23 protein-coding genes and 1 riboswitch are annotated in these 20,472 nt (G+C 37.2%); of the genes, 13 read left to right on the forward strand and 10 right to left on the reverse strand.

Annotated features, from left to right (window positions below; genetic code table 11):
- Positions 1–16 precede the first annotated feature (16 nt).
- The 3 genes from M3189_RS06815 to M3189_RS06825 all read left to right on the forward strand — a co-directional run bounded on the left by M3189_RS06815 (position 17) and on the right by M3189_RS06825 (position 2,420).
- The gene (locus M3189_RS06815; protein ID WP_251633071.1) at positions 17–928 is read left to right on the forward strand and encodes a nucleoside hydrolase; all 912 of its coding nucleotides are present in this window, start codon (positions 17–19) and stop codon (positions 926–928) included.
- A 159-nt stretch (positions 929–1,087) separates the two neighbouring features.
- Entirely contained in the window at positions 1,088–1,411 is a 324-nt protein-coding gene (locus M3189_RS06820) for a hypothetical protein (protein WP_251633072.1), read from the forward strand.
- A 94-nt stretch (positions 1,412–1,505) separates the two neighbouring features.
- Entirely contained in the window at positions 1,506–2,420 is a 915-nt protein-coding gene (locus M3189_RS06825) for a VOC family protein (RefSeq protein WP_251633073.1), read from the forward strand.
- Between the two features lie 133 nt (positions 2,421–2,553).
- Here M3189_RS06825 and M3189_RS06830 read toward each other — a convergent pair whose 3' ends face one another.
- From M3189_RS06830 to M3189_RS06845, 4 genes are all read right to left on the reverse strand, one after another.
- Positions 2,554–3,339, reverse strand: a complete 786-nt coding sequence (locus M3189_RS06830; RefSeq protein ID WP_251633074.1) for an ABC transporter permease — start codon at positions 3,337–3,339, stop codon at positions 2,554–2,556.
- A gap of 3 nt (positions 3,340–3,342) precedes the next feature.
- On the reverse strand, positions 3,343–4,134 hold the full coding sequence (locus tag M3189_RS06835; RefSeq protein ID WP_251633075.1) for an ABC transporter permease: 792 nt from the start codon (positions 4,132–4,134) through the stop codon (positions 3,343–3,345).
- Entirely contained in the window at positions 4,131–5,129 is a 999-nt protein-coding gene (locus M3189_RS06840) for an ABC transporter ATP-binding protein (RefSeq protein WP_251633076.1), read from the reverse strand. The genes M3189_RS06835 and M3189_RS06840 overlap by 4 nt, the downstream gene beginning before the upstream one ends.
- 229 nt (positions 5,130–5,358) lie before the next feature.
- The gene (locus M3189_RS06845; RefSeq protein ID WP_251633077.1) at positions 5,359–6,591 is read right to left on the reverse strand and encodes an endo-1,4-beta-xylanase; all 1,233 of its coding nucleotides are present in this window, start codon (positions 6,589–6,591) and stop codon (positions 5,359–5,361) included.
- A 333-nt stretch (positions 6,592–6,924) separates the two neighbouring features.
- On the opposite strand from M3189_RS06845, the gene M3189_RS06850 reads away from it, so the two are divergent.
- On the forward strand, positions 6,925–8,958 hold the full coding sequence (locus M3189_RS06850) for a YhgE/Pip domain-containing protein (protein ID WP_251633078.1): 2,034 nt from the start codon (positions 6,925–6,927) through the stop codon (positions 8,956–8,958).
- Between the two features lie 104 nt (positions 8,959–9,062).
- Here the strand turns inward: M3189_RS06850 and M3189_RS06855 are convergent, their stop codons facing one another.
- Positions 9,063–9,503, reverse strand: a complete 441-nt coding sequence (locus tag M3189_RS06855) for a GNAT family N-acetyltransferase (protein ID WP_251633079.1) — start codon at positions 9,501–9,503, stop codon at positions 9,063–9,065.
- 110 nt (positions 9,504–9,613) lie between these two features.
- On the opposite strand from M3189_RS06855, the gene M3189_RS06860 reads away from it, so the two are divergent.
- The 5 genes from M3189_RS06860 to M3189_RS06880 all read left to right on the forward strand — a co-directional run bounded on the left by M3189_RS06860 (position 9,614) and on the right by M3189_RS06880 (position 12,249).
- Entirely contained in the window at positions 9,614–10,066 is a 453-nt protein-coding gene (locus M3189_RS06860; protein ID WP_251633080.1) for a MarR family winged helix-turn-helix transcriptional regulator, read from the forward strand.
- 25 nt (positions 10,067–10,091) lie between these two features.
- On the forward strand, positions 10,092–10,613 hold the full coding sequence (locus tag M3189_RS06865; RefSeq protein WP_251633081.1) for a GNAT family N-acetyltransferase: 522 nt from the start codon (positions 10,092–10,094) through the stop codon (positions 10,611–10,613).
- Between the two features lie 203 nt (positions 10,614–10,816).
- A complete protein-coding gene (locus M3189_RS06870; RefSeq protein ID WP_251633082.1) occupies positions 10,817–11,263 on the forward strand; it encodes a hypothetical protein in 447 nt (148 codons plus the stop codon).
- Positions 11,264–11,265: 2 nt separating this feature from the next.
- Positions 11,266–11,490: a helix-turn-helix transcriptional regulator gene (locus tag M3189_RS06875; RefSeq protein WP_251633083.1), complete on the forward strand. Its 225-nt coding sequence runs from the start codon at positions 11,266–11,268 to the stop codon at positions 11,488–11,490.
- Positions 11,491–11,532: 42 nt separating this feature from the next.
- Positions 11,533–12,249, forward strand: a complete 717-nt coding sequence (locus M3189_RS06880; RefSeq protein ID WP_251633084.1) for a DUF4386 domain-containing protein — start codon at positions 11,533–11,535, stop codon at positions 12,247–12,249.
- Positions 12,250–12,451: 202 nt separating this feature from the next.
- On the opposite strand, the gene M3189_RS06885 is transcribed toward M3189_RS06880, so the two are convergent.
- The gene (locus M3189_RS06885) at positions 12,452–12,862 is read right to left on the reverse strand and encodes a MerR family transcriptional regulator (protein ID WP_251633085.1); all 411 of its coding nucleotides are present in this window, start codon (positions 12,860–12,862) and stop codon (positions 12,452–12,454) included.
- A gap of 284 nt (positions 12,863–13,146) precedes the next feature.
- On the opposite strand from M3189_RS06885, the gene M3189_RS06890 reads away from it, so the two are divergent.
- Positions 13,147–14,187 (forward strand): NAD(P)-dependent alcohol dehydrogenase, encoded by a 1,041-nt coding sequence (locus M3189_RS06890; RefSeq protein WP_251633086.1) that lies wholly within the window; start codon positions 13,147–13,149, stop codon positions 14,185–14,187.
- A gap of 141 nt (positions 14,188–14,328) precedes the next feature.
- Here M3189_RS06890 and M3189_RS06895 read toward each other — a convergent pair whose 3' ends face one another.
- On the reverse strand, positions 14,329–14,805 hold the full coding sequence (locus M3189_RS06895; protein ID WP_251633087.1) for a GNAT family N-acetyltransferase: 477 nt from the start codon (positions 14,803–14,805) through the stop codon (positions 14,329–14,331).
- Between the two features lie 244 nt (positions 14,806–15,049).
- Here M3189_RS06895 and M3189_RS06900 point away from each other — a divergent pair, with 244 nt between their 5' ends.
- Positions 15,050–16,495, forward strand: a complete 1,446-nt coding sequence (locus tag M3189_RS06900) for an HD-GYP domain-containing protein (protein ID WP_251633088.1) — start codon at positions 15,050–15,052, stop codon at positions 16,493–16,495.
- 334 nt (positions 16,496–16,829) lie between these two features.
- Entirely contained in the window at positions 16,830–17,357 is a 528-nt protein-coding gene (locus tag M3189_RS06905; protein ID WP_251633089.1) for a YceI family protein, read from the forward strand.
- A gap of 72 nt (positions 17,358–17,429) precedes the next feature.
- Here the strand turns inward: M3189_RS06905 and M3189_RS06910 are convergent, their stop codons facing one another.
- From M3189_RS06910 to M3189_RS06920, 3 genes are all read right to left on the reverse strand, one after another.
- Positions 17,430–17,741, reverse strand: a complete 312-nt coding sequence (locus tag M3189_RS06910) for a DMT family transporter (RefSeq protein WP_251633090.1) — start codon at positions 17,739–17,741, stop codon at positions 17,430–17,432.
- Positions 17,741–18,082 (reverse strand): DMT family transporter, encoded by a 342-nt coding sequence (locus M3189_RS06915; RefSeq protein WP_251633091.1) that lies wholly within the window; start codon positions 18,080–18,082, stop codon positions 17,741–17,743. Before M3189_RS06915 ends, M3189_RS06910 begins: the two co-directional genes overlap by 1 nt.
- Positions 18,083–18,147: 65 nt before the next feature.
- Positions 18,148–18,245: riboswitch (guanidine-I (ykkC/yxkD leader) on the reverse strand.
- Positions 18,246–18,403: 158 nt separating this feature from the next.
- The gene (locus M3189_RS06920; protein ID WP_251633092.1) at positions 18,404–19,372 is read right to left on the reverse strand and encodes a DMT family transporter; all 969 of its coding nucleotides are present in this window, start codon (positions 19,370–19,372) and stop codon (positions 18,404–18,406) included.
- A gap of 149 nt (positions 19,373–19,521) precedes the next feature.
- Here M3189_RS06920 and M3189_RS06925 point away from each other — a divergent pair, with 149 nt between their 5' ends.
- Positions 19,522–20,373, forward strand: coding sequence for a LysR family transcriptional regulator (locus tag M3189_RS06925; RefSeq protein ID WP_251633093.1), 852 nt, complete (start codon positions 19,522–19,524; stop codon positions 20,371–20,373).
- Positions 20,374–20,472: the final 99 nt, after the last annotated feature.

A 20,472-nucleotide genomic window follows, 5' to 3' on the forward strand; every position in this document is an offset into this window, starting at 1 on the left:
AATGGAGTGAGGTTTCATGAAGTCAGTCATATTGGATGTCGACACGGGGATTGATGATGCTTTGGCGATTGCCTATGCTTTAAATTCTCCAGAGTTAGAGGTAATTGGTCTTACAACATGCTTTGGAAATGGCCCTATTGAATATACCACCCGCAATACATTAGTGATTTTAGAACAGTTAGGAAAGCGTGTTCCAGTGTATATGGGAGCTGATAAACCACTCTGTAGGCCAGCTAAGAAATTTCCTACACATGTTCATGGCGATGATGGGCTGGGTAACCAGGTTGGAAGAGCTCCTTTCATGGAAGCAGAAAATATAGGTGCAGTGGATTATATCATTAGCGAAGTGAAAAAACGTCCACACGAAATTACAATCATTGCGGTCGGACCACTGACGAATCTAGCACTTGCGGTGAAAAAGAACCCTGAAATCGTCTCTCTTGTAAAAGAGGTAGTCATTATGGGTGGTGCTGTTTTTGTGAAGGGGAACGTCACTCCATATAGTGAAGCAAATGTAATAACCGATCCTGAAGCAGCAGAATGTGTGTTTTCATCAGGGTTACCCGTAACCGTTGTAGGTCTTGATGTCACGATGCAGACACTATTACCAAATTCCACATTAGAAGATTGGCGAGCCTCGGGTACGGATGTGGGGCAATTTTTTGCGGATATGACCAGTTTTTATATGCAGGCATATGAAACGTTTAACCCGGGAATTGGCGGATGTGCCCTTCATGACCCACTTGCAGTAGGAGTTGTGATAGACTCTGGTTTTGTAAAGAAGGAAAAATGGAATGTAAAGGTTGTTTTAGAGGGGGAAGAAACAGGGAGAACGGTAGCACATGCTGAAGGTGAGCCGAAAATTCAGGTTTGTACTCAGGTTGAAGCAGAAACCTTTTTAAACCATTTTCTAGGCAGGCTATTTTAGAAGGTGGGCTAATCTAGGATGTTGCAAAAGTGGTATTCATAAAATGTTCCTACATATCAACACACCCTATTTTGGGTGCTTTTTTGTTTAAAAAGTAGAATTAATTACAGAATTAACCGTTCTACTGTTAATATGAGAGAATGAAACGTATATGGAAGTATGGTGAAAGGAGCTCTTTATGAAATGAAATTGATTGATGAGTATTTCGAAACAGCAATTGAGGCGTGGAATATGATGCAAAAGACTTCCGGTGATGACGGGGCAGAATGGGCAGAAAGATTTGAACGCTACTTTTATGAATTTATCGACGAATTAAAGAAATGGTGGGCAACTCTTGATCCAAAACCAACAAATCTAGATGAAGCTGAGGAGTTACCTGAAATAAAAAAGTGGATGGAGCAAATCCCTGCTCCTGTACAACTAAACTTTCTTACAGAATTAGAGGATATTTTGGATGGAGTTGAAACAGAACGGTTTGATTAAGAAATGGAGCATTGTGGAGTAATAACGAAGAAATAGATTGAAGTTTAGAGGATTGATGGCAATACAATAATAGAGAAATAAAGGAGGAATACCTATGATAAATACAAATCAAAAAATTGTTCCGCATTTATGGTATGACAAGGAGGCAAAAGAAGCAGTTGAGTTTTACACATCCATATTCCCGGAATCAAAAATTACGAATGTAACCACCATCCATGACACACCATCAGGAAACTCTGATATCGTCTCCTTTGAGCTTTGGGGACAAAAGTTTATGGCAATCAGCGCAGGTCCATATTTCAAAATCAATCCATCGGTGTCCTTTATCGTTAATTTTGACCCATCACGAGAAAAAGACGCAAGCGAAAAAATAAATGAGGTATGGAACAAATTATCAGATGGCGGCACAGCGTTAATGCCATTTGATAAGTATCCCTTCAGCGAGAAGTACGGATGGATTCAGGATAAATATGGATTGTCCTGGCAGTTAATGCTTACTAATCCAGCAGGTGAAGAGCGACCTGAAATTGTACCGTCACTTTTGTTTGTAGGAGATCAATGCGGCAACGCAGAAGAAGCGATTAACTTTTATTTATCAGTTTTTAAGAATGGAAAGCAGGGTCATATCGCTCGTTACCCTAATGGCATGGAACCGGATAAAGAAGGAACTATCATGTTCGGTGATTTTAGCTTGGAAAATAGATGGTTTGCCGCAATGGATAGTGCGCACAAGCATAATTTCAATTTCAACGAGGCTATCTCTTTTATGGTGTATTGTGAAACACAAGAAGAGATTGATTACTACTGGGATAGGCTCTCTGCAGTTCCTGAAGCTGAGCAATGCGGCTGGCTGAAGGATAAGTTTGGCGTGTCCTGGCAGATCGTGCCAAGTGAGATGGACGAGATGTTGAGCAAAGGAACGCCTGAGCAACGTGAGCGCCTAACGAAAGCATTTCTTAAAATGAAGAAATTTGATCTTGTGGAATTACAAAATGCATACAAGGGATAATGAGAATTAGTGCCAAGAAAATAAGGATTTATACGGAGTAGAAAAAAAGATAGCCCTTAGAAATCCTGATTTTGGGGCTTCTAAGGGCATTTTATGGTCTTTTGAATCTATAGTATTTATTAAAATTTAAATGTTAATTCCCAGCCCCACGATATTTCTTGACCCCAGCATTCCATAGAACTATCGAAATTCCTAGGAAAAGAATTCCCATAACAGGTGTGAAAAAGGCGTAGCCATACCATTCTTCACGATTTAAAAAATAGGAAGCTGGATACACACCGACGAAGGCGAAAGGTAGAATCCAGGTTAACACAAATTGAATTACCTTGTTGTAAATGTTAATCGGGTAGCGGCCGTAATTACTGATATTATACATCATAGGCATAATATCGGTACGACTGTCTGACCAGAATCCTATCGTTGCAATCGAAATAAAAATCCCCGCATAAATAAAGGTCCCGCCAATTACCATGACAATAAAGAGCAAAACATCGTACCATGCAAACGTTAAGTCTAGGTTCGCCATCGCATAACTCATAACCACTAAGCCTGTAATCGCACCGAATAACGACTCCAGCTCGATTCGTTCTAAGATAATTTGGAAAAGACTGTGTACCGGGCGTGTCAAGATACGGTCCATTTCTCCTTTGACAATATAGCGTTCATTAAAGTCCCATATGTTAAAAAAGGACGAAAATATCGCATAAGGAACAAGGAAAAATCCATAAATAAAAATAATTTCATCGCGGTTCCAGCCGCCTAAAAAGGCTGTATGGCGGAAAACGATTAAGATGAAAATTAAATTGACACCCTGAGATAATAGGTCAGAAAGGATTTCCAGAATCGTATCAACACGATAAGTAAGCCTGGTTTTTAAATATTGAGAGGCGTATTGAAAGAACAATGATAGATAAAACATTGGTCAGCCCCCTTGTACAATTAAATGTTTTTTTGCTAATGACCATAAAAGACGAATTGGAATAAGTAAAATGACCACCCAGAATACTTGTGAAAGCAACGCATTATACATCTCTTGACCAACCAAGCCTTCTGTAAAAATCATACTTGGGATATAGCTTATGGCTTGAAAGGGCAAATAGGACATCACTTCCTGAGCCCATCCGGGATAAAAAGAGATTGGGAGGAGTAATCCTGAAAACAAATCAATCACGACACGTTTTGCTCGAATCAATCCTGTGTTATTAAATAAAAAGAACGTCATCATACCGGTTAATAAGTTGATATACGTATTAACAATAAAACTAAAAACGAGCGAGACAAAGAAAAATAACCATGTGTTCAAACTAGCATTGAAGGTGACTGGAAAAATTAATGCCACGATAATCATACCTGGTACTGAGAAAAACAGTAAGCGAAAGACGCCTTCCCCAAGTGCCTGCATGGTTTTCATCCCTAAATAATTATAGGGGCGGATCATTTCAATTGCGACTTTTCCGTCTTTGATTTCGGCTGCAATTTCACGATCAATGTTGTTATAGTAGAAGGCTCTTGCCATCCAGGCGACTGCCACATAGGTAGTCATTTGAGCAACGGACAATCCCTGAATCTCTTCTTTCCCTCCATAAATCGCTGACCATAAAAAATAGTAGGCACCGATATTAATGCTATAGATTAATATCCCGCTATAATAGTTTGTTCGATAAGCGAGCATCATTAAAAAACGAACCCGAATCATTTCTAAATACATACTCATGTGAGGGCCATACCTTCTTCGTAAATCTTCCGGACAATCTCTTCTGTAGAAACTTCATTGATTCGAACATTTTTAATCGGATTCCTTTGGACGACATCACTAATTAATTGAGAAATCATTTGTTCATCGCCATTAATTAACCCGAGCCAGGTGGTCGCATCCTTTTGTTCCCATTGAATATTTTCGATACGAGGCAGGGAACTGCGAGGGACTTCTGACAAAAATTCAAATTCGATTTGTTTTCCCTCAACTGCATGTTCTTGAAGCTGATTCAGCTTGCCATCATAGATGATTTTCCCTTCATCTAATAACACTACTCGTTCACAAAGTGCTTCAATATCCGTTAAGTCATGTGTTGTCAAGAGAATGGTGGTTTTATATTGCTCGTTAATTTCCTGTAGAAATTTTCGAATTTTTAATTTTACTAGTACATCTAGGCCAATCGTTGGCTCGTCCAAAAAGAGGAGAGGAGGATTGTGTACGAGAGCAGCGGCTAACTCACAGCGCATCCGTTGTCCAAGAGACAGCTTTCGGACCGGTTTATCTAGTAAAGGACCAATGTCTAACGTTTCTATCACATGGCCCATATGATGGTTATAGTCTTCATCCGAAACCCGGTAAACCTTTTTTAATAACCGGAAGGACTCCTGAACTGCGATATCCCACCAAAGCTGTGACCGCTGACCAAATACCACGCCAATGGTTCGCACGAATTCTTCTCGCTGCTTATGGGGATTCATCCCATTTACGATAATCGAACCGGATGTTGGCGTCAAAATGCCGGTTAACATCTTTATGGTTGTTGATTTACCAGCACCGTTCTCTCCAATATACCCAACCATTTCCCCTTGTTTAATGGTTAAGGAGATATTATCAACAGCTGCATGGACTTTATAGTTTCTTGTAAATAAATCTCGAAACGCTCCAGCCAAACCGGGCCGGCTAGTATAGGAATTAAATTCTTTCCGTAAATTTTTGACCTCAATGACATTCATTTCGTTTCCTCCTAGGAGTTTAAAAAGAAAAACATGATGTTCCAAAAGTGTCTTACCAATCTTATATAATAACGTTAGCTAGTTTTTCATGCAAGTAAGGTGCACTTTAATTCAGGTTGTAACACTATTATTCACAAAAATAGAAATTTGTAAAATATAACCAGTAGAATATAAGATAAAAGCTTCCGGCCAGATTTGGACGGAAGCTTTTATCTTTTTAGGGTATATATTAGATGGTAAGTTGTATGGTCTCAGCATCTTTATCTAAGGTAAAGTTTACTTTTTTATCTCCACAAACAAGATCATACTCACCAAGGATTCCTTCAAATGAAACGATACCGTAGCTATCTGTCTTACATTTCACATTTGTAGACCAGTCACTTTTAATCAGTTTCTTTAATACTTCATAAGATAGTTTTGGGCTATTATCTTTTCTGACAAATCCAGCAGGAGCACCGAGCCATGCACCATCATCACTGAAGGACCAGGTGGTAATGGCTTCTACCAGTGGATGTTTAAACAGAATCGAATACATTTCCTCTACTTCTTTTGCCTGACGTTCTTCAAACTCTGGTGTAGATGGCCATTCAGGAATCTGATAATCATTCAGGTCTTCAATGTCAGGCGGCATAAGATGTCCCGACGTCAATGTGTTTTCTGTAAAGTGAATAGGAAGACCAAAGTGTGAGAAACGGTCTAATACTTCTTCTAATTTCTCACGTCCCCAATATCCCTGATGCTGATGTGACTGAATGCCAATCGCATCGATTGAGATACCAGCCTGTAAACATCCATCTATTAAGATTTCGTAGTTAATAGAAGTATTAAAGTCATTTAATAATAGGGTTGCACCTGGATTGAATTCGCGTGTTTTTGCAAACATTTCTTTAATAATCCCAACACGGCCAAGATCTTTAGAGATTCTTGTAATACCATTGTCATACTTATCAAAGATTGGCATGATCACCACTTCGTTGATTACATCCCACATATCGATTAATCCTTTGAAATCTGATACTTCCCGTTCAATTCTAGCAAACTGTGCTTTAAGAATTTCTTCATTGCTCATATCCATAAGCCATGGGGCGGTAACAGTGTGCCAGCAAAGAGGATGTCCTTTTACGGTTACATTTCTTTCTTTTAACCACTGAGCCGCAGTCTTAAGTTCGTTAGTCCGAGGTTTTCCTTTTTCAGGCTCGAATGTTCCCCAATAGAAAGGTAGTGTTGCAGAGTTAAATACATCTAAGAACATCTCTAGTTTGTTTTCCTGAAATGCAAGTCTGTCTGCTGGTACATTTCTGTTGGCCACCTCTATGGCATCGAAAATACCACAGCCAAATAAGAACTTATGGTTTACCAGATTAAGTGCGATTTCCTTTCCTGCAACAGGATATCCTGATTCATCGACAAGTTTGATTGTCTTCCTCGCCATACGGTGTGCAAATTCATTTGTCTGTGCCAATATACTACCTCCATTTTCATACCGTTCCTCACAGTTCTATTAAAGGAAAACGTTTTCTTGATTCAAAAAAATTTTACCAAACTTTGTATATCCAGTAAACCAACTATTATGCTCTTCTATAGTTTTTTAAGTAAGTAGTTTAATAATTATGGTAGTTATAGAGACGATTCGTTACCAATTGGATTGTTAACGAATTAAAGTTGTGAGTGTTTTTTTAATGCTGTTCCGATGGAAGAAATTCCTAATAAGATGATTGCGGTTTTGTTTTGGGATAAAAAAACCATTTTTTACAACAATAGAAATAGTATGTTTTGAAATGGGTGTGTTTTGACCATGAGGAAAATATGGTGGATCTATACTACTGATTGGAAAAATATCTTTAGTGTTCCAACAGTGGCATTATTGGTGGTTGGACTTATGCTGCTTCCTTCCGCATATGCATGGTTTAACATCAAGTCGATGTGGGACCCGTATGGGAATACTTCAGGAATCATCGTTGCAGTTGCCAATGAAGATGAAGGTGCTGTAGTTCGTTTAACACGGCAGAATATTAATGTTGGAGAAGAAACAATAAAATCTCTAAAGAAGAATAAAAAGCTTGGCTGGGTGTTTGTCAACGAGAAAGAAGCTAAACGTGGTGTAAAACATGGAGATTATTATGCTTATCTCATTATTCCAAAAGAATTCTCTAGAAAAATAACAAGTATTCTAGAAGAAAATCCAGAAAAACCGCAAATCATTTTTGGGGTAAATGAAAAAATTAATGCTGTGGCACCTAAAATTGCTGCTACAGGTGCTACAGGTGTAACCGCCCAAATTAGTGAAGCTTTTATTAAAACAGTAGGAGATGCAATTTTCTTTTCTTTTTATAAAGCAGGAGTAGAGCTTGAAAAGGATTTGCCGTCGATTTTTTCTGTAGAAAACCAACTCTTTGAGCTTGAAAAGGCACTCCCTCAAATTGAAGAAATGGGTCGTAAAGCAATTGAACTGGAAGGAAAACTACCTGAAATTCATGAGAAAGGACAACAAATTATTGCCTTGGAACAGAGGATTCCTGAGCTTGACCGGGTGGGAGAGAGTATCCTGAAAGTGGAGGAAAGCCTGCCACTAATCAATGATGCGGGTGAACAAGTGTTATCTATGCTGGAAAGGCTTAATGATATTGCTAGAACCACCGCCATTATTAATGATGTTGTTACTCAAATCACCGAAATAGAAACACAATTAAAACAAGCCATGGATAGAGTCAATGAGGCTAATCAATCAGGTACAAGCACCAATTCGGAGCAGTTAACTCCCTTATACAATGAATTAATGAATATACACGGAATCATCGAAAATAGCCGGACGGATTTACAACAAAAGGTAGACCGGGTTACCGGTGGGATTAATACAGCAGCAGATTTTGTTAAAAATGTAATGCCCACGGTTGAACAAAAAATCCATAAAGCAGCAGATTTTGTACGGAACGACTTACCTAAAGTGGAGTCCGATATTCGCGAAGCCGCAGATCTTATACGGACTAAGCTTCCAGCAGCGGAACAAGCGATTCATAAGGCTGCTAGTTTTGCCAGAAATGATTTGCCTGGATTTGAAGAAAAAGTAAGGAATGCAGCAAGTCGACTGAGACAATTTAAGAGCAGTGTCAACATAAATGATTTGATTGAATACTTAAAGCATGATCCGAATAAGGAAAGCAGTTTTTTAGCAAAACCGATTCTGTTAAAAACAGAACGGATTTTTCCAATTCCGAACTATGGTTCCGCTATGACACCCTTTTATACCATGCTGGCATTATGGGTAGGCGGCACACTTCTAGTGTCTTCGCTACGAGTCGATGTAGAAGATGTGGAAAGTCAATATAAGCACTACCAGATCTATTTTGGAAGACTCCTAACGTTTTTAACCATTAGTATTCTCCAAGCAGTCATTGTATCAATAGGAGATTTGTATGTAATCCATGCATATGTTGCGGACAAACTATGGTTTGTGCTATTAAGTATTTTTATCAGCATTGTATTTACGATTATTATTTATACGCTTTGTTCAGTGTTTGGCAATATTGGGAAGGGGTTATCCATCATATTATTGGTTTTGCAAATATCCAGTTCAGGTGCAACTTTTCCTGTTAGCTTAACGCCTTCCTTTTTTCAAACATTGCACCCGTTCATGCCATTCACTTATGCCGTCAGCATACTGCGTGAATCGGTAGGCGGAATGATAAAGGCAGTAGTGATAAGAGACACCCTTTATCTGCTCATTTTTGTTGGCATCAGCTTCCTTTTGGCACTAGCTCTAAAACGGCCTTTGGGAGGTTGGATACACAGGACAGCAGAAAGGGCTAAATCAACCAAAATTGTCCCATAAACAACACTCATTAAAACACCCCGTAATGTTAGTAAAGTGACTAACATTACGGGGTGTTAAGGAAATAGTACTAACAGCAGGATGGACTTTATCTACACAGTTGATTACCGGTTTATTAATTCTTTTGTCATCAAATAATGGGGAATTCCATCTTCTATAAACACACTTGATGAAGTCTGATAACCTAGTTTTTTATAAAAACCCTCTGCATGTGTTTGACCGTGTAATTTGGCGTGTGTTGCTCCTTTATCTTGTGCAATTTCCTCCAAAGCTGTAATAATTACTTTACCAAGGCCAAATTTTCGATAGGGTTCTAGAATACAAATTCTCTCTAATTTTCCAAACTCATCAACCCATCGTATCCTTCCTGTTCCGACAGGTTGTTCTTCGAAATAGACTAAGATATGTTCACATTGGCCATTGAGATTGTCAAACTCATCAAATTCATCCTCTAAGGGAACGCCTTGTTCCTCAACAAATACCTCTTTCCTAATTTGAAATGCCTTTCTTAAATCTTCTTCAATCGTTATCCTTTTTGCCTTCATTTTTTTCACTCCTTTAATTTATTTATTGTATTTACAACAATATTAGGTTAAATTAAATTTATAGTAAATATGTTGTAATTGCAACAAAAAACTTCGACTAAGGAGAAAATATGAAGGAAATTTTACGCGAAATTGGAATGATTGCTAGAGCATTAGATTCTATAAGTAATATTGAATTTAAAGAATTAGATCTTACTAAGGGTCAGTATTTGTACCTGGTACGAATATGTGAAAACCCTGGAATCATTCAAGAAAAGGTAGCTGAAATGATTAAAGTAGACCGGACAACAGCAGCACGTGCTATAAAAAAACTTGAAATGAATGGCTTTATTGAAAAGAAAGACGATCAACATAACAAAAAAATTAAAAAACTCTTTCCAACAGAGAAAGGGAAAAATGTTTATCCGTTCATAAAAAGAGAAAATGATTATTCAAATACCGTTGCATTAGAGGGATTTACTGAAAGAGAAGTAGACGACACTTTCAACCTGCTTCAAAGGGTAAGAAAAAATATAGAAAAAGACTGGGAACACGTAAAAAAGGGGAACAAGAGAAATTATTGATTTGATAAAGGAGAGACATATACGAATGAATATAAATATAAAACCGTGTACCATTGAAGACTTAAACACGCTTCAAGAAATAAGTTATGAAACTTTTAATGAGACATTTAAGGACCAGAACTCACCCGAAAGCATGAATGATTATTTGGAGAGGGCATTTAACGTAAAACAACTAGAAAAAGAATTATCCAACATCTCTTCGCAATTCTTTTTTGTTTATTTTAATAATGAAGTGGCTGGATATTTAAAGGTGAATACACAGGATGCTCAGTCAGAAAATATGGGTGAGGATTCACTTGAAATCGAGAGGATTTATATAAGGGGCAAATTTCAAAAACTAGGGCTTGGTAAATATCTCATTAATAAGGCGATAGAAATAGCGGTAGAAGAGAAAAAAAGCAAAATTTGGCTTGGTGTTTGGGAAAAAAACGAGAACGCGATTGCTTTTTACAAGAAAAAAGGCTTCGTGCAAGCTGGTACTCACTCCTTTTATATGGGCGATGAAGAACAAATCGACTTTATCATGATCAAATCACTTGTCTTATAAAATTAGTATTAATGGTCTAATCTTTTTTCGAGAACAAATAAATCATTTGAAGAGGGAAATCAAATCGCAATGATTTTGTTTCCCTTTTTTTGTTTTTATTTCCTATTTTTGTATATTATCCTTGACTTCGTGTATGATTTACTTTACATTAAGTATAACAATTTTTACATTTTGTAAAATTAATCATACAAGGAGGTGTAATCATGACGTATCAAGAAAAGAAAAGTATCGTATCGATCATCAGCAGTATTGTTATTTTCATCTCGTATTGTTTGTTCATGTATCCGCGGTACCCAGGAGTGGATGCGGAGTCGAGTGAGGTTTTTCATTATTGGGGTTCCTTTGTCCTTTTCCTGACTTTGTTTTCAATCATTGCCCATATTATCATTAGTATTATTTTTAACATTGTATTTCGAATGACCACTAAGGAAAAAGAACCGGGATTTGCCGATGAATTAGATAAGTTAATTGACTTAAAAGCGAACAGAATTTCATTTTTTGTGTTTATAATTGGTTTTGTTTTTGCAATGGGATCGCTGGTTTTCTATCAACCTTCACATGTAATGTTCATAATTCTGATTGCTTCAGGTTTCATTTCTGATGTGACCGGCTCGGTTACGAAACTTTATCATTATCGGAGAGGAGTGTAAAAATGGGTAAAAATCTTGTCGGCAATCACATTCGAAAATTAAGGTTCAACCATGATGAAATGACGCAGCAGCAGTTGGCTGACAAGGTGGGAGTAACAAGGCAAACCATCGTAGCTCTTGAAAAGGGAAACTACTCCCCATCTCTGGAACTCGCTTTTCGCATAGCACGTGCCTTCAACTTACCGTTGGAAGAAGTCTTCTTTTATGGGGATCTCAAGAACGATTAGTGTGTTACACTCTTTGAATTTATATAAGTGAGGGGATTAATGATGAATTCAAAAAAATCGGCAAGAATTGTAGGTGTACTGTTTATACTCGCAGCTGTTACAGCTGTGATCGGGTTAAATTTATACGATCCTATCTTAAAAGGTCCCGAATATCTTATTACAGGTTCTGAACACGCCAACCAAGTGATAGTAGGGGCATTAATGGAATTATTGCTTGTTGTTTCAGCGGTTGGAACAGCAACTACCCTGTTTCCATTGTTAAGACAGTATAATGAAACAATCGCCCTTTGGCATGTTTGTTTCAGGTTTCTTGAAGCGATTATTATTATCGTTGGTGTCATCAGTGTCTTATCCCTCTTAACTCTAAGCCAGGAATTTGTCGCAGCAGGAGCCCCAGATTCTTCATCCTTTCACTCTTCAGGAATAATCCTTAAAGCAATCCATGACTGGACATTTATGCTTGGTCCACTTTTCATGCTTGGCATCAATACGATGATGTATAGTTATATCTTTTATAAAACCAAGCTTGTGCCTAGGTTTATCTCAATCCTTGGTATAACAGGAGCCTCTTGTGTTTTCATTTGTTCCCTTTTTGTCATGTTTGGTGTATTTTCACAAATTTCTTTTTGGGGCGCCGTTTTGGCTGTGCCCGTAGCAGCGAATGAAATGATTTTAGCAGTGTGGCTCATTGTGAAAGGATTTAATGGTAATGCAATTGCTTCCCTTGCTGCAAAAAGTAAAGGGAAAGTGGTCATTTGAGTCATGATATGCACTAATTAGGATAACCGGATGTTGTTCAACTTCAATGGATAGAAACGCGAATCCCAAAAGATCAGTAAGTCCGAGGGGCAGAAGTCACAGGGGTTTGCAGTTAAATGTATTAGTCAAAAGACTATCAGGAATTCATCTGATAGTTTTTTGACTTCCATGAAAAGCGATATGAAATATAGGTGATTTTTTGTTAATTCTTAATCTCTATTTTTTTGTTTTTATGGATATCTTCCGTTCCGGCATCCAATGCAGTCTTGTAATACAAACATTTATGTTCGATGACTTCCATTGTTTTTCTTAATTCTTCCAACTGTGCTTCTACAATAGCTTTTCGTTCCAAAAACATGTTATATCTCTGTTGTAACGTGGAATCCCCATTAGAACACCAATCAATGAAACTTTTAATTTCCTTAATAGGCATCCCTGTGGATTTCAGACATTCAATTATTTTTAAAGCATCGATATCGGATTCTTTAAACAAGCGTGTTCCGCTGGAGGTTCGTTCTACAAAAGGCAGAATCCCCTCTTTGTCATAGTAGCGCAAGGTGTATACTGTAAGATTTAATTTATTTGCAACTTCGCTGATCGAATATGTTTTCATCCTTAACTCCTTTATTTATGATAAATAGACTTCGGATTCACTCTAAGAATTGAGTGGATTTTATCACGGCATTTGCTGAAATGTCAAAGTCACCAAATAGAATAGTAGAAATCAATTCTGTATAAGTCATGTTCAAATATTTTTATAAAAATATAGTTTCAATTCACTTGACCTAGAGTTAACTCTAAGGTTTAACATTGTTTTTGCAAGTGAAAGAAGCTGGCTAAAATTTCCCCAGTACATACTTGTTTTCTTGAAAATGATAAATTATTGGAGGTTTTTCTATGATAACTGCTAAAGCACGAGCTGTCGACGGTCCAGACAAATCCTTTCGAGCTACTGAAATTAAACGCCGCGATCTTGATTTACATGATGTTCTAATCGAAATTAAATATGCAGGAATATGCCATTCTGATATCCATACTGCACACGGAGAATGGGGTCCAGTAAATTATCCGCTCGTACCTGGCCACGAGATTGCGGGAATTGTCACGGATGTAGGAGCCAAGGTTACAAAGTACAAGGTTGGTGACCGAGTAGGGGTCGGATGTATGGTAGATTCCTGTGGGGAATGTGAGAACTGCCGTAATGGAGAAGAACAATACTGTCTAAAAGGAAATATACCTACCTACGCTGGTGTTGACAAGTATGGAGAGCCTACCCAAGGCGGCTATTCTACTCACATTGTCGTAACAGAGAACTTCGTTGTTAGAATACCTGATAACATTGAACTTGACGTTGCAGCACCATTACTTTGTGCAGGGATTACCACCTATTCTCCATTAAACCATTGGGGAGCTGGACCAGGTAAGAAAGTCGCTGTTGTTGGGCTGGGCGGTCTTGGTCATATGGCTGTAAAGATTGCACACGCCATGGGTGCAGAAGTTACGGTTCTGTCACAAACATTGAGTAAAAAGGAAGATGGCTTGCAATTCGGTGCCGACAACTACTATGCAACAAATAACCCTGAAACATTTAAGAAACTTGCCGGTACATTTGATTTAATCATTAATACAGTAAGTGCAAAAATCGATATTTGTGCGTATCTCTCACTTTTAGCTCTTGATGGAACTCTAGTAAATGTTGGTGCACCTGCAGAGCCATTGTCATTAAATGTGTTCTCTCTCATCGGTCACCGCCGTTCCTTTGCTGGTTCAATGATTGGAGGCATCCGTGAGACTCAGGAAATGTTGAATTTCTGTGCGGAACATAACATTGCTACTACTATTGAAGTAATTTCAGCTGATCAAATTGACGAAGCCTATAAACGAGTGTTAGCTTCAGATGTAAAGTATCGTTTCGTGATTGACATTAGTACAATGTAAGTAACGAATCTAGTAAAGAGGGCTGCAAATAGAATAGGGTACCATTAATTGAGACATGAAAAAACAGACAGAAAATATATTCTGTCTGTTTTCTCTTTTTTTAGCATACATAAAACATAATACATAATAAACTTCTGTTGGTTATTTCAAATCTTTTAAATACCATGCATTCATAGCAGAATGATCAGAACCCGGTAGTGGTCCATTTAAAAGTGTAAAGCCAAATTTTTCATATAATTTACATGCAGTTTTTAAATCAAGCGTTGTTTCTAAGTAGCACTTTGTATAATGTTTAGAGGCAAATGACAAAGCGGTTTCCATTAGTTTTTTTCCAAGTCCTTGGCCTTGTGTTTTTGGACTTAAATAAAGCTTTTGCAATTCGCAAACCTTCTCATGTTCGTTAAACGGCGCTATACCAATTCCTCCAACTACCTCACCTTCCACTTCTACTACCCAATAGTTCGCATGAGTTAAATTAGTATAATAGTGGTGAAGGTCGTTAAGTTGAGGGTCAAAATAAGCGGTTCCAGGAATCGCTAATCCAAGTGATTTTAATGAATTTTGTATTATTCCTTTTACTTTTGTATTGTCTTCTTTTTTAATTTCTCGGATAATCATGTAAATCTCCTTCAATTATATGTTAATAAGATTGCGATAGATTTCATATAGTCTTATATAATAGATTTTACCTAAATTAAATAGTAACATAACTCAATTTGCTGGTGCGTTTCAGTTAGAAAATTATTAAATAATATATTGTCAGAAGGCATTAATACGTTTCTAATCAATAGAGATTATGCTACTATAACAATTAATTAATACATCTACTATTACTATTTTACTGTTTTTTCGGGGGAGTAAAATGAGACATTACAAATTTCTTCTGCCGCTGACTGCGGTGTTCATTCCATATCTAGTTTTTGAAGCCTTTAATCTAGGGTTATTTAAGGATGTATTAATTAATATACCAATTGGCCACTTCTATATTGTTAGCCTTGTTTCCTTTCTAGCAAGTTTAATTTCTATTGCAGTTGGGATAGCAGGGAGAAGAATCCGGAATATTAAAATAAGCTTTCTATCATTATCGTTCGTGTCTCTCGGGTTAATGTTTTCGGTACATGGTCTATCTACTCCTAATTTCTTGCATGGTTTTACCCATTTACCTGGAATTTCTGCACAAATAAGCATGTTATTGGCAACCTTCTGGATTTGGCTGTCATCGTTGGCAACTGATCAACCTATTGTTCAATATTTTTCAAAATTCCAGCGTTTGTTGTTACCTTTATGGACAGTGGTTTTAATCATCTTTTGCCTAATTGGCCTAATCAATCCGAATATAGTGGATATTATTCCATTGAACGTAAAACCTTTGAATATTATAGTGACGACAGTAATCCTTTTGTTAAATGGTATTACGATTTACAACTATTATCAATCCTACCGATATACACAATTTCCATTACAGATAGCTATTGTGTATAGTGCGGGCTGGATTGGTGTCTCTCAGTTGATTATGGTGAGAGGTGTAATTTGGAATTTAAGTTGGTGGATTTATCATTTCCTATTATTAGCTTCGATGATTGTGATGATTATCGGTCTGGTTAGACAGTATGCGGTAAAAGGGACACTAACTGAATCCATCCGTTCCTTGTTTACCGATGATCCCTTTGAACGGATAACGAACAGTATCGCTCCTAGTGTTAAAGCATTGGTTACAGCTACTGAAAAAAAAGATACCTACACTGCCGGACATACCTTCAGAGTTACGATGTATGCTCTAAAACTTGCAGAAGAACTAAGTTTGGAACCCGAACAGCTTCGTGCTATCGTTCATGGAGGACTTGTCCATGATGTAGGGAAAATTCGTGTTCCTGATGAAGTTCTAAATAAGCCAGGAAAACTCCTTCATGACGAAAGAGTCTTAATCGAGCAGCATCCTGTCTTTGGCTATGATATTTGCAGGAATCTTGGATTCATGCAAGAAGAATTGAGTATCATTCGATTCCATCATGAAAAATGGGATGGAAGTGGCTATCCGGATGGACTAAAGGGGAATGACATCCCTTACTTTGCAAGAATAATGGCAGTTGCAGATGTATATGATGCACTGACATCTGAGCGCTCTTACCGAAAAGCATGGACCCATTTAGAAGCGATGAAGTATCTAAAAGAAAACAAGGGAATCCATTTCGATCCTCATTGTGTTGATGCATGGGAGCAGCTTTGTTTAAGGAATCCCTCCGTTTACCAATACCCTTCACAGTCGATTAAGGAAGCAACAACCATACAGAAGCTTTCTCTATTTTAAATGGCACTCAATCAGTCTTATGCGATTTTAAGCTAACCGGCAATTTATCGGTTAGCTTTTTTTACATTGAGTGTATGAATATATGGAAAATCTTAGTTTGTTGATGTTATTTATTTAAAAAAATAATTTCATAAAGTGTTGACATCTTAAATGAATATATGATAAATTTATCTCAGGTTAAAGATAAGTGAATTCGAGATAGTTATCTAAAAGATAATATTGGATTTGAAGATTTCAGCTGGTTTGTTAAAAAGGTAAGAAGGTAAACAATTTTTTTTGGATTTATATCTCGATTTCGAGATAACAACAAAACACATAATGGGGGAATTTTAAAATGGCAAAATGGACAGTAGATCAATCACACTCAAGCATTGGATTTGAAGTAAAACACATGATGGTATCTAAAGTGAAAGGTCAATTTGAATCGTATACAGCAGAAGTAGAAGCAGCAGATTTAACAGATTTAACTTCAGCATCTATTGCATTCAAGATGGATGTTGCAAGTATCAACACACGCAGCGAAGATCGTGATAACCACTTACGATCTGCAGATTTCTTTGATGTAGAAAATAACCCAACGATTGAATTTACATCAACAAGCATTACAAAAGACGGAGATGACTATAGCGTAACTGGTGACTTAACCATTAAAGATGTAACGAAACCAGTAACGTTTTCTGTTGAATTTAATGGTAAGGGTACAAACCCATGGGGCGTAGAAGTTTACGGCTTTGAAGCTGAAGCCAAAATTAACCGTGAAGAATTCGGTCTTACTTGGAACGCAGCACTTGAAACAGGCGGCGTACTTGTAGGGAAAGATATCAAAATTAAAGTAGAATTAGAAGTTAACCCAGCAGCGTAATTTATTCAAAATGGACCGGGCAGAAATAATCTGCCCGGTTTTTCTTATTTAGTTAGACGATACGTGGACTTGTTACACTGACTTCAGTCCAATGGTTGCACCTAAAATGAATGCAATACATGCGATCCTTCTCCAATCTTTTGATTCGCCGTAAACCATAATGCCTAATAATGCACCACCAGCAGAGCCAATTCCTGTCCAAATTGCATAAGCGGTCCCCATAGGTAGTGTTTTCATTGCGTAGGCAAGAAAAAGAAAACTAGCTCCAAATCCAAGAATTAATAGTAATAAGGATTGCAAATTACGACTGTTATTCAATTTATTTATTGTAACAACACCAAATGCTTCACATAATCCTGCTAAAATTAATGATACCCACGCCATTAGGACTCTGCTCCTTCTTGAGTATTGTCTCTAGTTAATAACTTCAATCCAAGAACACCGGTTAGTAAAAGTAAAATCAACATCAATTTTTCTAACTTGATTGGTTCACCGAAAAATATAATTTCAGATATGACTGTTCCTGCTGTCCCCAATCCTACAAAAACGGCATATACCGTACCGACGGGAAGTTTTCGCCCAGCCATTATGATTAAATAAAAACTCACCATAATCGAGATCACTGTTCCAGTCCAAGTCCAAAAGCCATTTGCGTGTTTTAGACCAATCACCCAAAACACTTCAAAGAATGCTCCAACAAACACTTTCATCCAATTCGCATTCATTACCTATTACCCCCATTAATAATTTTTTAAAACAAAAAAAGCCCGAGAGAAAACTGTTAAACAGTATCTCCCAGGCTTTTATCCTTCCGTGACACAGCAGAGCTGTGAGTTTCCTCTCGGTCCAGACCAACTCAATGGTTGCGGAACCCTAGAAAACATTTACGTATACAATTACCATAGATTATATACATATTAAAAATTAATTCAATAGTAAAATATGTAATTTATCAACCTATTTAAGGAAACCATTACAAGAATGTAATCCAAACTATTTTCCAGCTGACTTTTTATCATCATGATAAAAAATCAGCTGGATTTCCATTAGGAGACACGTTCCTGTAAAAATGTTTGAACATGATGTTTGGATTCTTTCCTGTGTAACTTTCGTACAAAAATATTATTAGCCAAAAGTGAAACGATGATTAATACCGTACCAAGGAGATCGAACATGGTGACAGGATTCCCTTGAAAGATTGATATTGTGAGTGTTGTAACCGGAACAAAGTTAATAAACAACAGTCCATTTAATGGTGATAGTATACTCACGCCAATATTCCAACCAACTAGTGCAATGACGCCTGGGAAAATAATCATAAACAATAAATGCGGGCTTACTGCTTTTATGTTACTTTCTGATGGAATTGTTATATATCCAAACAGCGTTGCCCCCACTACAAGAACAATGGCCGTAATCGTTCCTAGTAAACAGCTTAATGTTGAATACCGTAAAACGGACCAACCGCTAAACTCACTACCCCCCATCGTGTAAATGACCCATCCAATAACAGCCATTAATATGAGTATGAAAGGTATAAAGTGATCTGTTGCCCCAAGAAATGCCTGAAAATTACCTTTTGTAATCACGAACATGGCTCCTATAAATGACACGAGCACACATAGTAATGTGAATAAATGTGGGCGTTTTTTGAAGAGTATCCATATAATCACAATGGAAATCATAGGCATAAGAGACTCCATAATGGAGGCCACCATCACTCCTGATTCACCTAATAAATCTTCTCCCCAGAAGATGAATAAATTATAGACTGTAAACGCCATTGTCCCGAAAAACCACAACTTAAGACCTTTACCTTCAAATCGAAAAGCCGTCTTTCCTTCTTTCCATAGTAAAATAGGTAGTAGGATAAGTGTTACAGCTCCATACCGAATGATTGTAAAATAAAAGGGGTCCATATATCTGAAAGCTGAATGTGCCACAGGAAACATAGCCCCCCATGAGGCTGCAGCAATAAAACATAAAATCGCCCCTAACAGTACATTGTTTTTCAATTTTCTTTTTCTCCTCTCTTTCAGCTAAATTAACTGAATTTATCATCTATCTTTTTGATAATCTTGTAAAATGAATGTTTATAATGTTTTCCATCATTTTTTTTGATATCATAAAATGAATATCAATACGGGAAAAGGGTTGGGGAATAGTGGAATTTAAGGACTTAGAGATTTTTCAGATGGTGGCCGAAAAGGGAACGATTACAGAAGTGGCAAAAGAGTTTAAATATGTGCAATCCAATATTACGTCGAGAATTCAAAAACTAGAAACCGAATTGAATACCCCTTTGTTTAACCGACATCGTCGTGGTATGAGTTTGACACCTGAAGGAAAAAAACTCTTAACTTATAGTAAACAAATACTATTGTTAACAGAAGAAATGAAAAAAGCCGTTCAAAGTAAAGAGGAACCGCATGGGAAATTAGAAATTGGAACCATTGAAACAGTCATTCATTTACCCGAAATATTATCAAAGTACATTAAGAAATATAAGAATGTTGATTTATCACTATATACTGGTGTCACTGAAACATTAGAGAAAGATGTATTAAACCATAAGTTGGACGGAGCGTTTGTGACAGAATCAGAATTTCATCCCGATCTCATATCGCATGAAGTGTTTCAAGAGGAGCTTGTCTTAATCTCCGATATGCGCGGCTCCACATTAGAAGAGTTGAATGGACAGCCTATTTTATGTTTTGGAGAAGGTTGTGGATACCGAGCACGTCTTAAAGCGTGGTATAAAGACCAAAATATAACACCTCAAAAAATAATGGAATTCGGTACATTAGAAACGATCTTGCGTAGTGTTGCGATGGGACTTGGTATTACATTTGTTCCAAAGTCAACTGTTATCCAAATGGAAAAAGGCGGACTTATCCAATGTCATTCACTTCCGGATCAATACAGTAAGATTAAAACCGTTTTTATTCGAAGAGCAGATACGTACTTAACTTCAACCATTGAAAAATTCATCGAAACAATTGAAACGAATAAATAAGGATAGATAGTTTTAATTCTTATCAGATTTATCAGGTGTCTTTTATACAATAAGGGCTGAAATTAATAAGCTGAAAATATGCAGGTTTTTATTTCTTGC

Source organism: Neobacillus niacini, from assembly GCF_023715415.1.
Lineage (GTDB): Bacteria > Bacillota > Bacilli > Bacillales > Cytobacillaceae > Neobacillus > Neobacillus niacini_C.

Bases quoted from the DNA above. Each gene is read 5' to 3' on its own strand.
- M3189_RS06815 (WP_251633071.1), top strand. From the start codon at position 17: ATGAAGTCAGTCATATTGGATGTCGACACGGGGATTGATGATGCTTTG.
- M3189_RS06820 (WP_251633072.1), top strand. From the start codon at position 1,088: ATGGTGAAAGGAGCTCTTTATGAAATGAAATTGATTGATGAGTATTTC.
- M3189_RS06825 (WP_251633073.1), top strand. From the start codon at position 1,506: ATGATAAATACAAATCAAAAAATTGTTCCGCATTTATGGTATGACAAG.
- M3189_RS06830 (WP_251633074.1), bottom strand. From the start codon at position 3,339: ATGTTTTATCTATCATTGTTCTTTCAATACGCCTCTCAATATTTAAAA.
- M3189_RS06835 (WP_251633075.1), bottom strand. From the start codon at position 4,134: ATGAGTATGTATTTAGAAATGATTCGGGTTCGTTTTTTAATGATGCTC.
- M3189_RS06840 (WP_251633076.1), bottom strand. From the start codon at position 5,129: ATGAATGTCATTGAGGTCAAAAATTTACGGAAAGAATTTAATTCCTAT.
- M3189_RS06850 (WP_251633078.1), top strand. From the start codon at position 6,925: ATGAGGAAAATATGGTGGATCTATACTACTGATTGGAAAAATATCTTT.
- M3189_RS06855 (WP_251633079.1), bottom strand. From the start codon at position 9,503: ATGAAGGCAAAAAGGATAACGATTGAAGAAGATTTAAGAAAGGCATTT.
- M3189_RS06860 (WP_251633080.1), top strand. From the start codon at position 9,614: ATGAAGGAAATTTTACGCGAAATTGGAATGATTGCTAGAGCATTAGAT.
- M3189_RS06865 (WP_251633081.1), top strand. From the start codon at position 10,092: ATGAATATAAATATAAAACCGTGTACCATTGAAGACTTAAACACGCTT.
- M3189_RS06870 (WP_251633082.1), top strand. From the start codon at position 10,817: ATGACGTATCAAGAAAAGAAAAGTATCGTATCGATCATCAGCAGTATT.
- M3189_RS06875 (WP_251633083.1), top strand. From the start codon at position 11,266: ATGGGTAAAAATCTTGTCGGCAATCACATTCGAAAATTAAGGTTCAAC.
- M3189_RS06880 (WP_251633084.1), top strand. From the start codon at position 11,533: ATGAATTCAAAAAAATCGGCAAGAATTGTAGGTGTACTGTTTATACTC.
- M3189_RS06885 (WP_251633085.1), bottom strand. From the start codon at position 12,862: ATGAAAACATATTCGATCAGCGAAGTTGCAAATAAATTAAATCTTACA.
- M3189_RS06890 (WP_251633086.1), top strand. From the start codon at position 13,147: ATGATAACTGCTAAAGCACGAGCTGTCGACGGTCCAGACAAATCCTTT.
- M3189_RS06895 (WP_251633087.1), bottom strand. From the start codon at position 14,805: ATGATTATCCGAGAAATTAAAAAAGAAGACAATACAAAAGTAAAAGGA.
- M3189_RS06900 (WP_251633088.1), top strand. From the start codon at position 15,050: ATGAGACATTACAAATTTCTTCTGCCGCTGACTGCGGTGTTCATTCCA.
- M3189_RS06905 (WP_251633089.1), top strand. From the start codon at position 16,830: ATGGCAAAATGGACAGTAGATCAATCACACTCAAGCATTGGATTTGAA.
- M3189_RS06910 (WP_251633090.1), bottom strand. From the start codon at position 17,741: ATGGCGTGGGTATCATTAATTTTAGCAGGATTATGTGAAGCATTTGGT.
- M3189_RS06915 (WP_251633091.1), bottom strand. From the start codon at position 18,082: ATGAATGCGAATTGGATGAAAGTGTTTGTTGGAGCATTCTTTGAAGTG.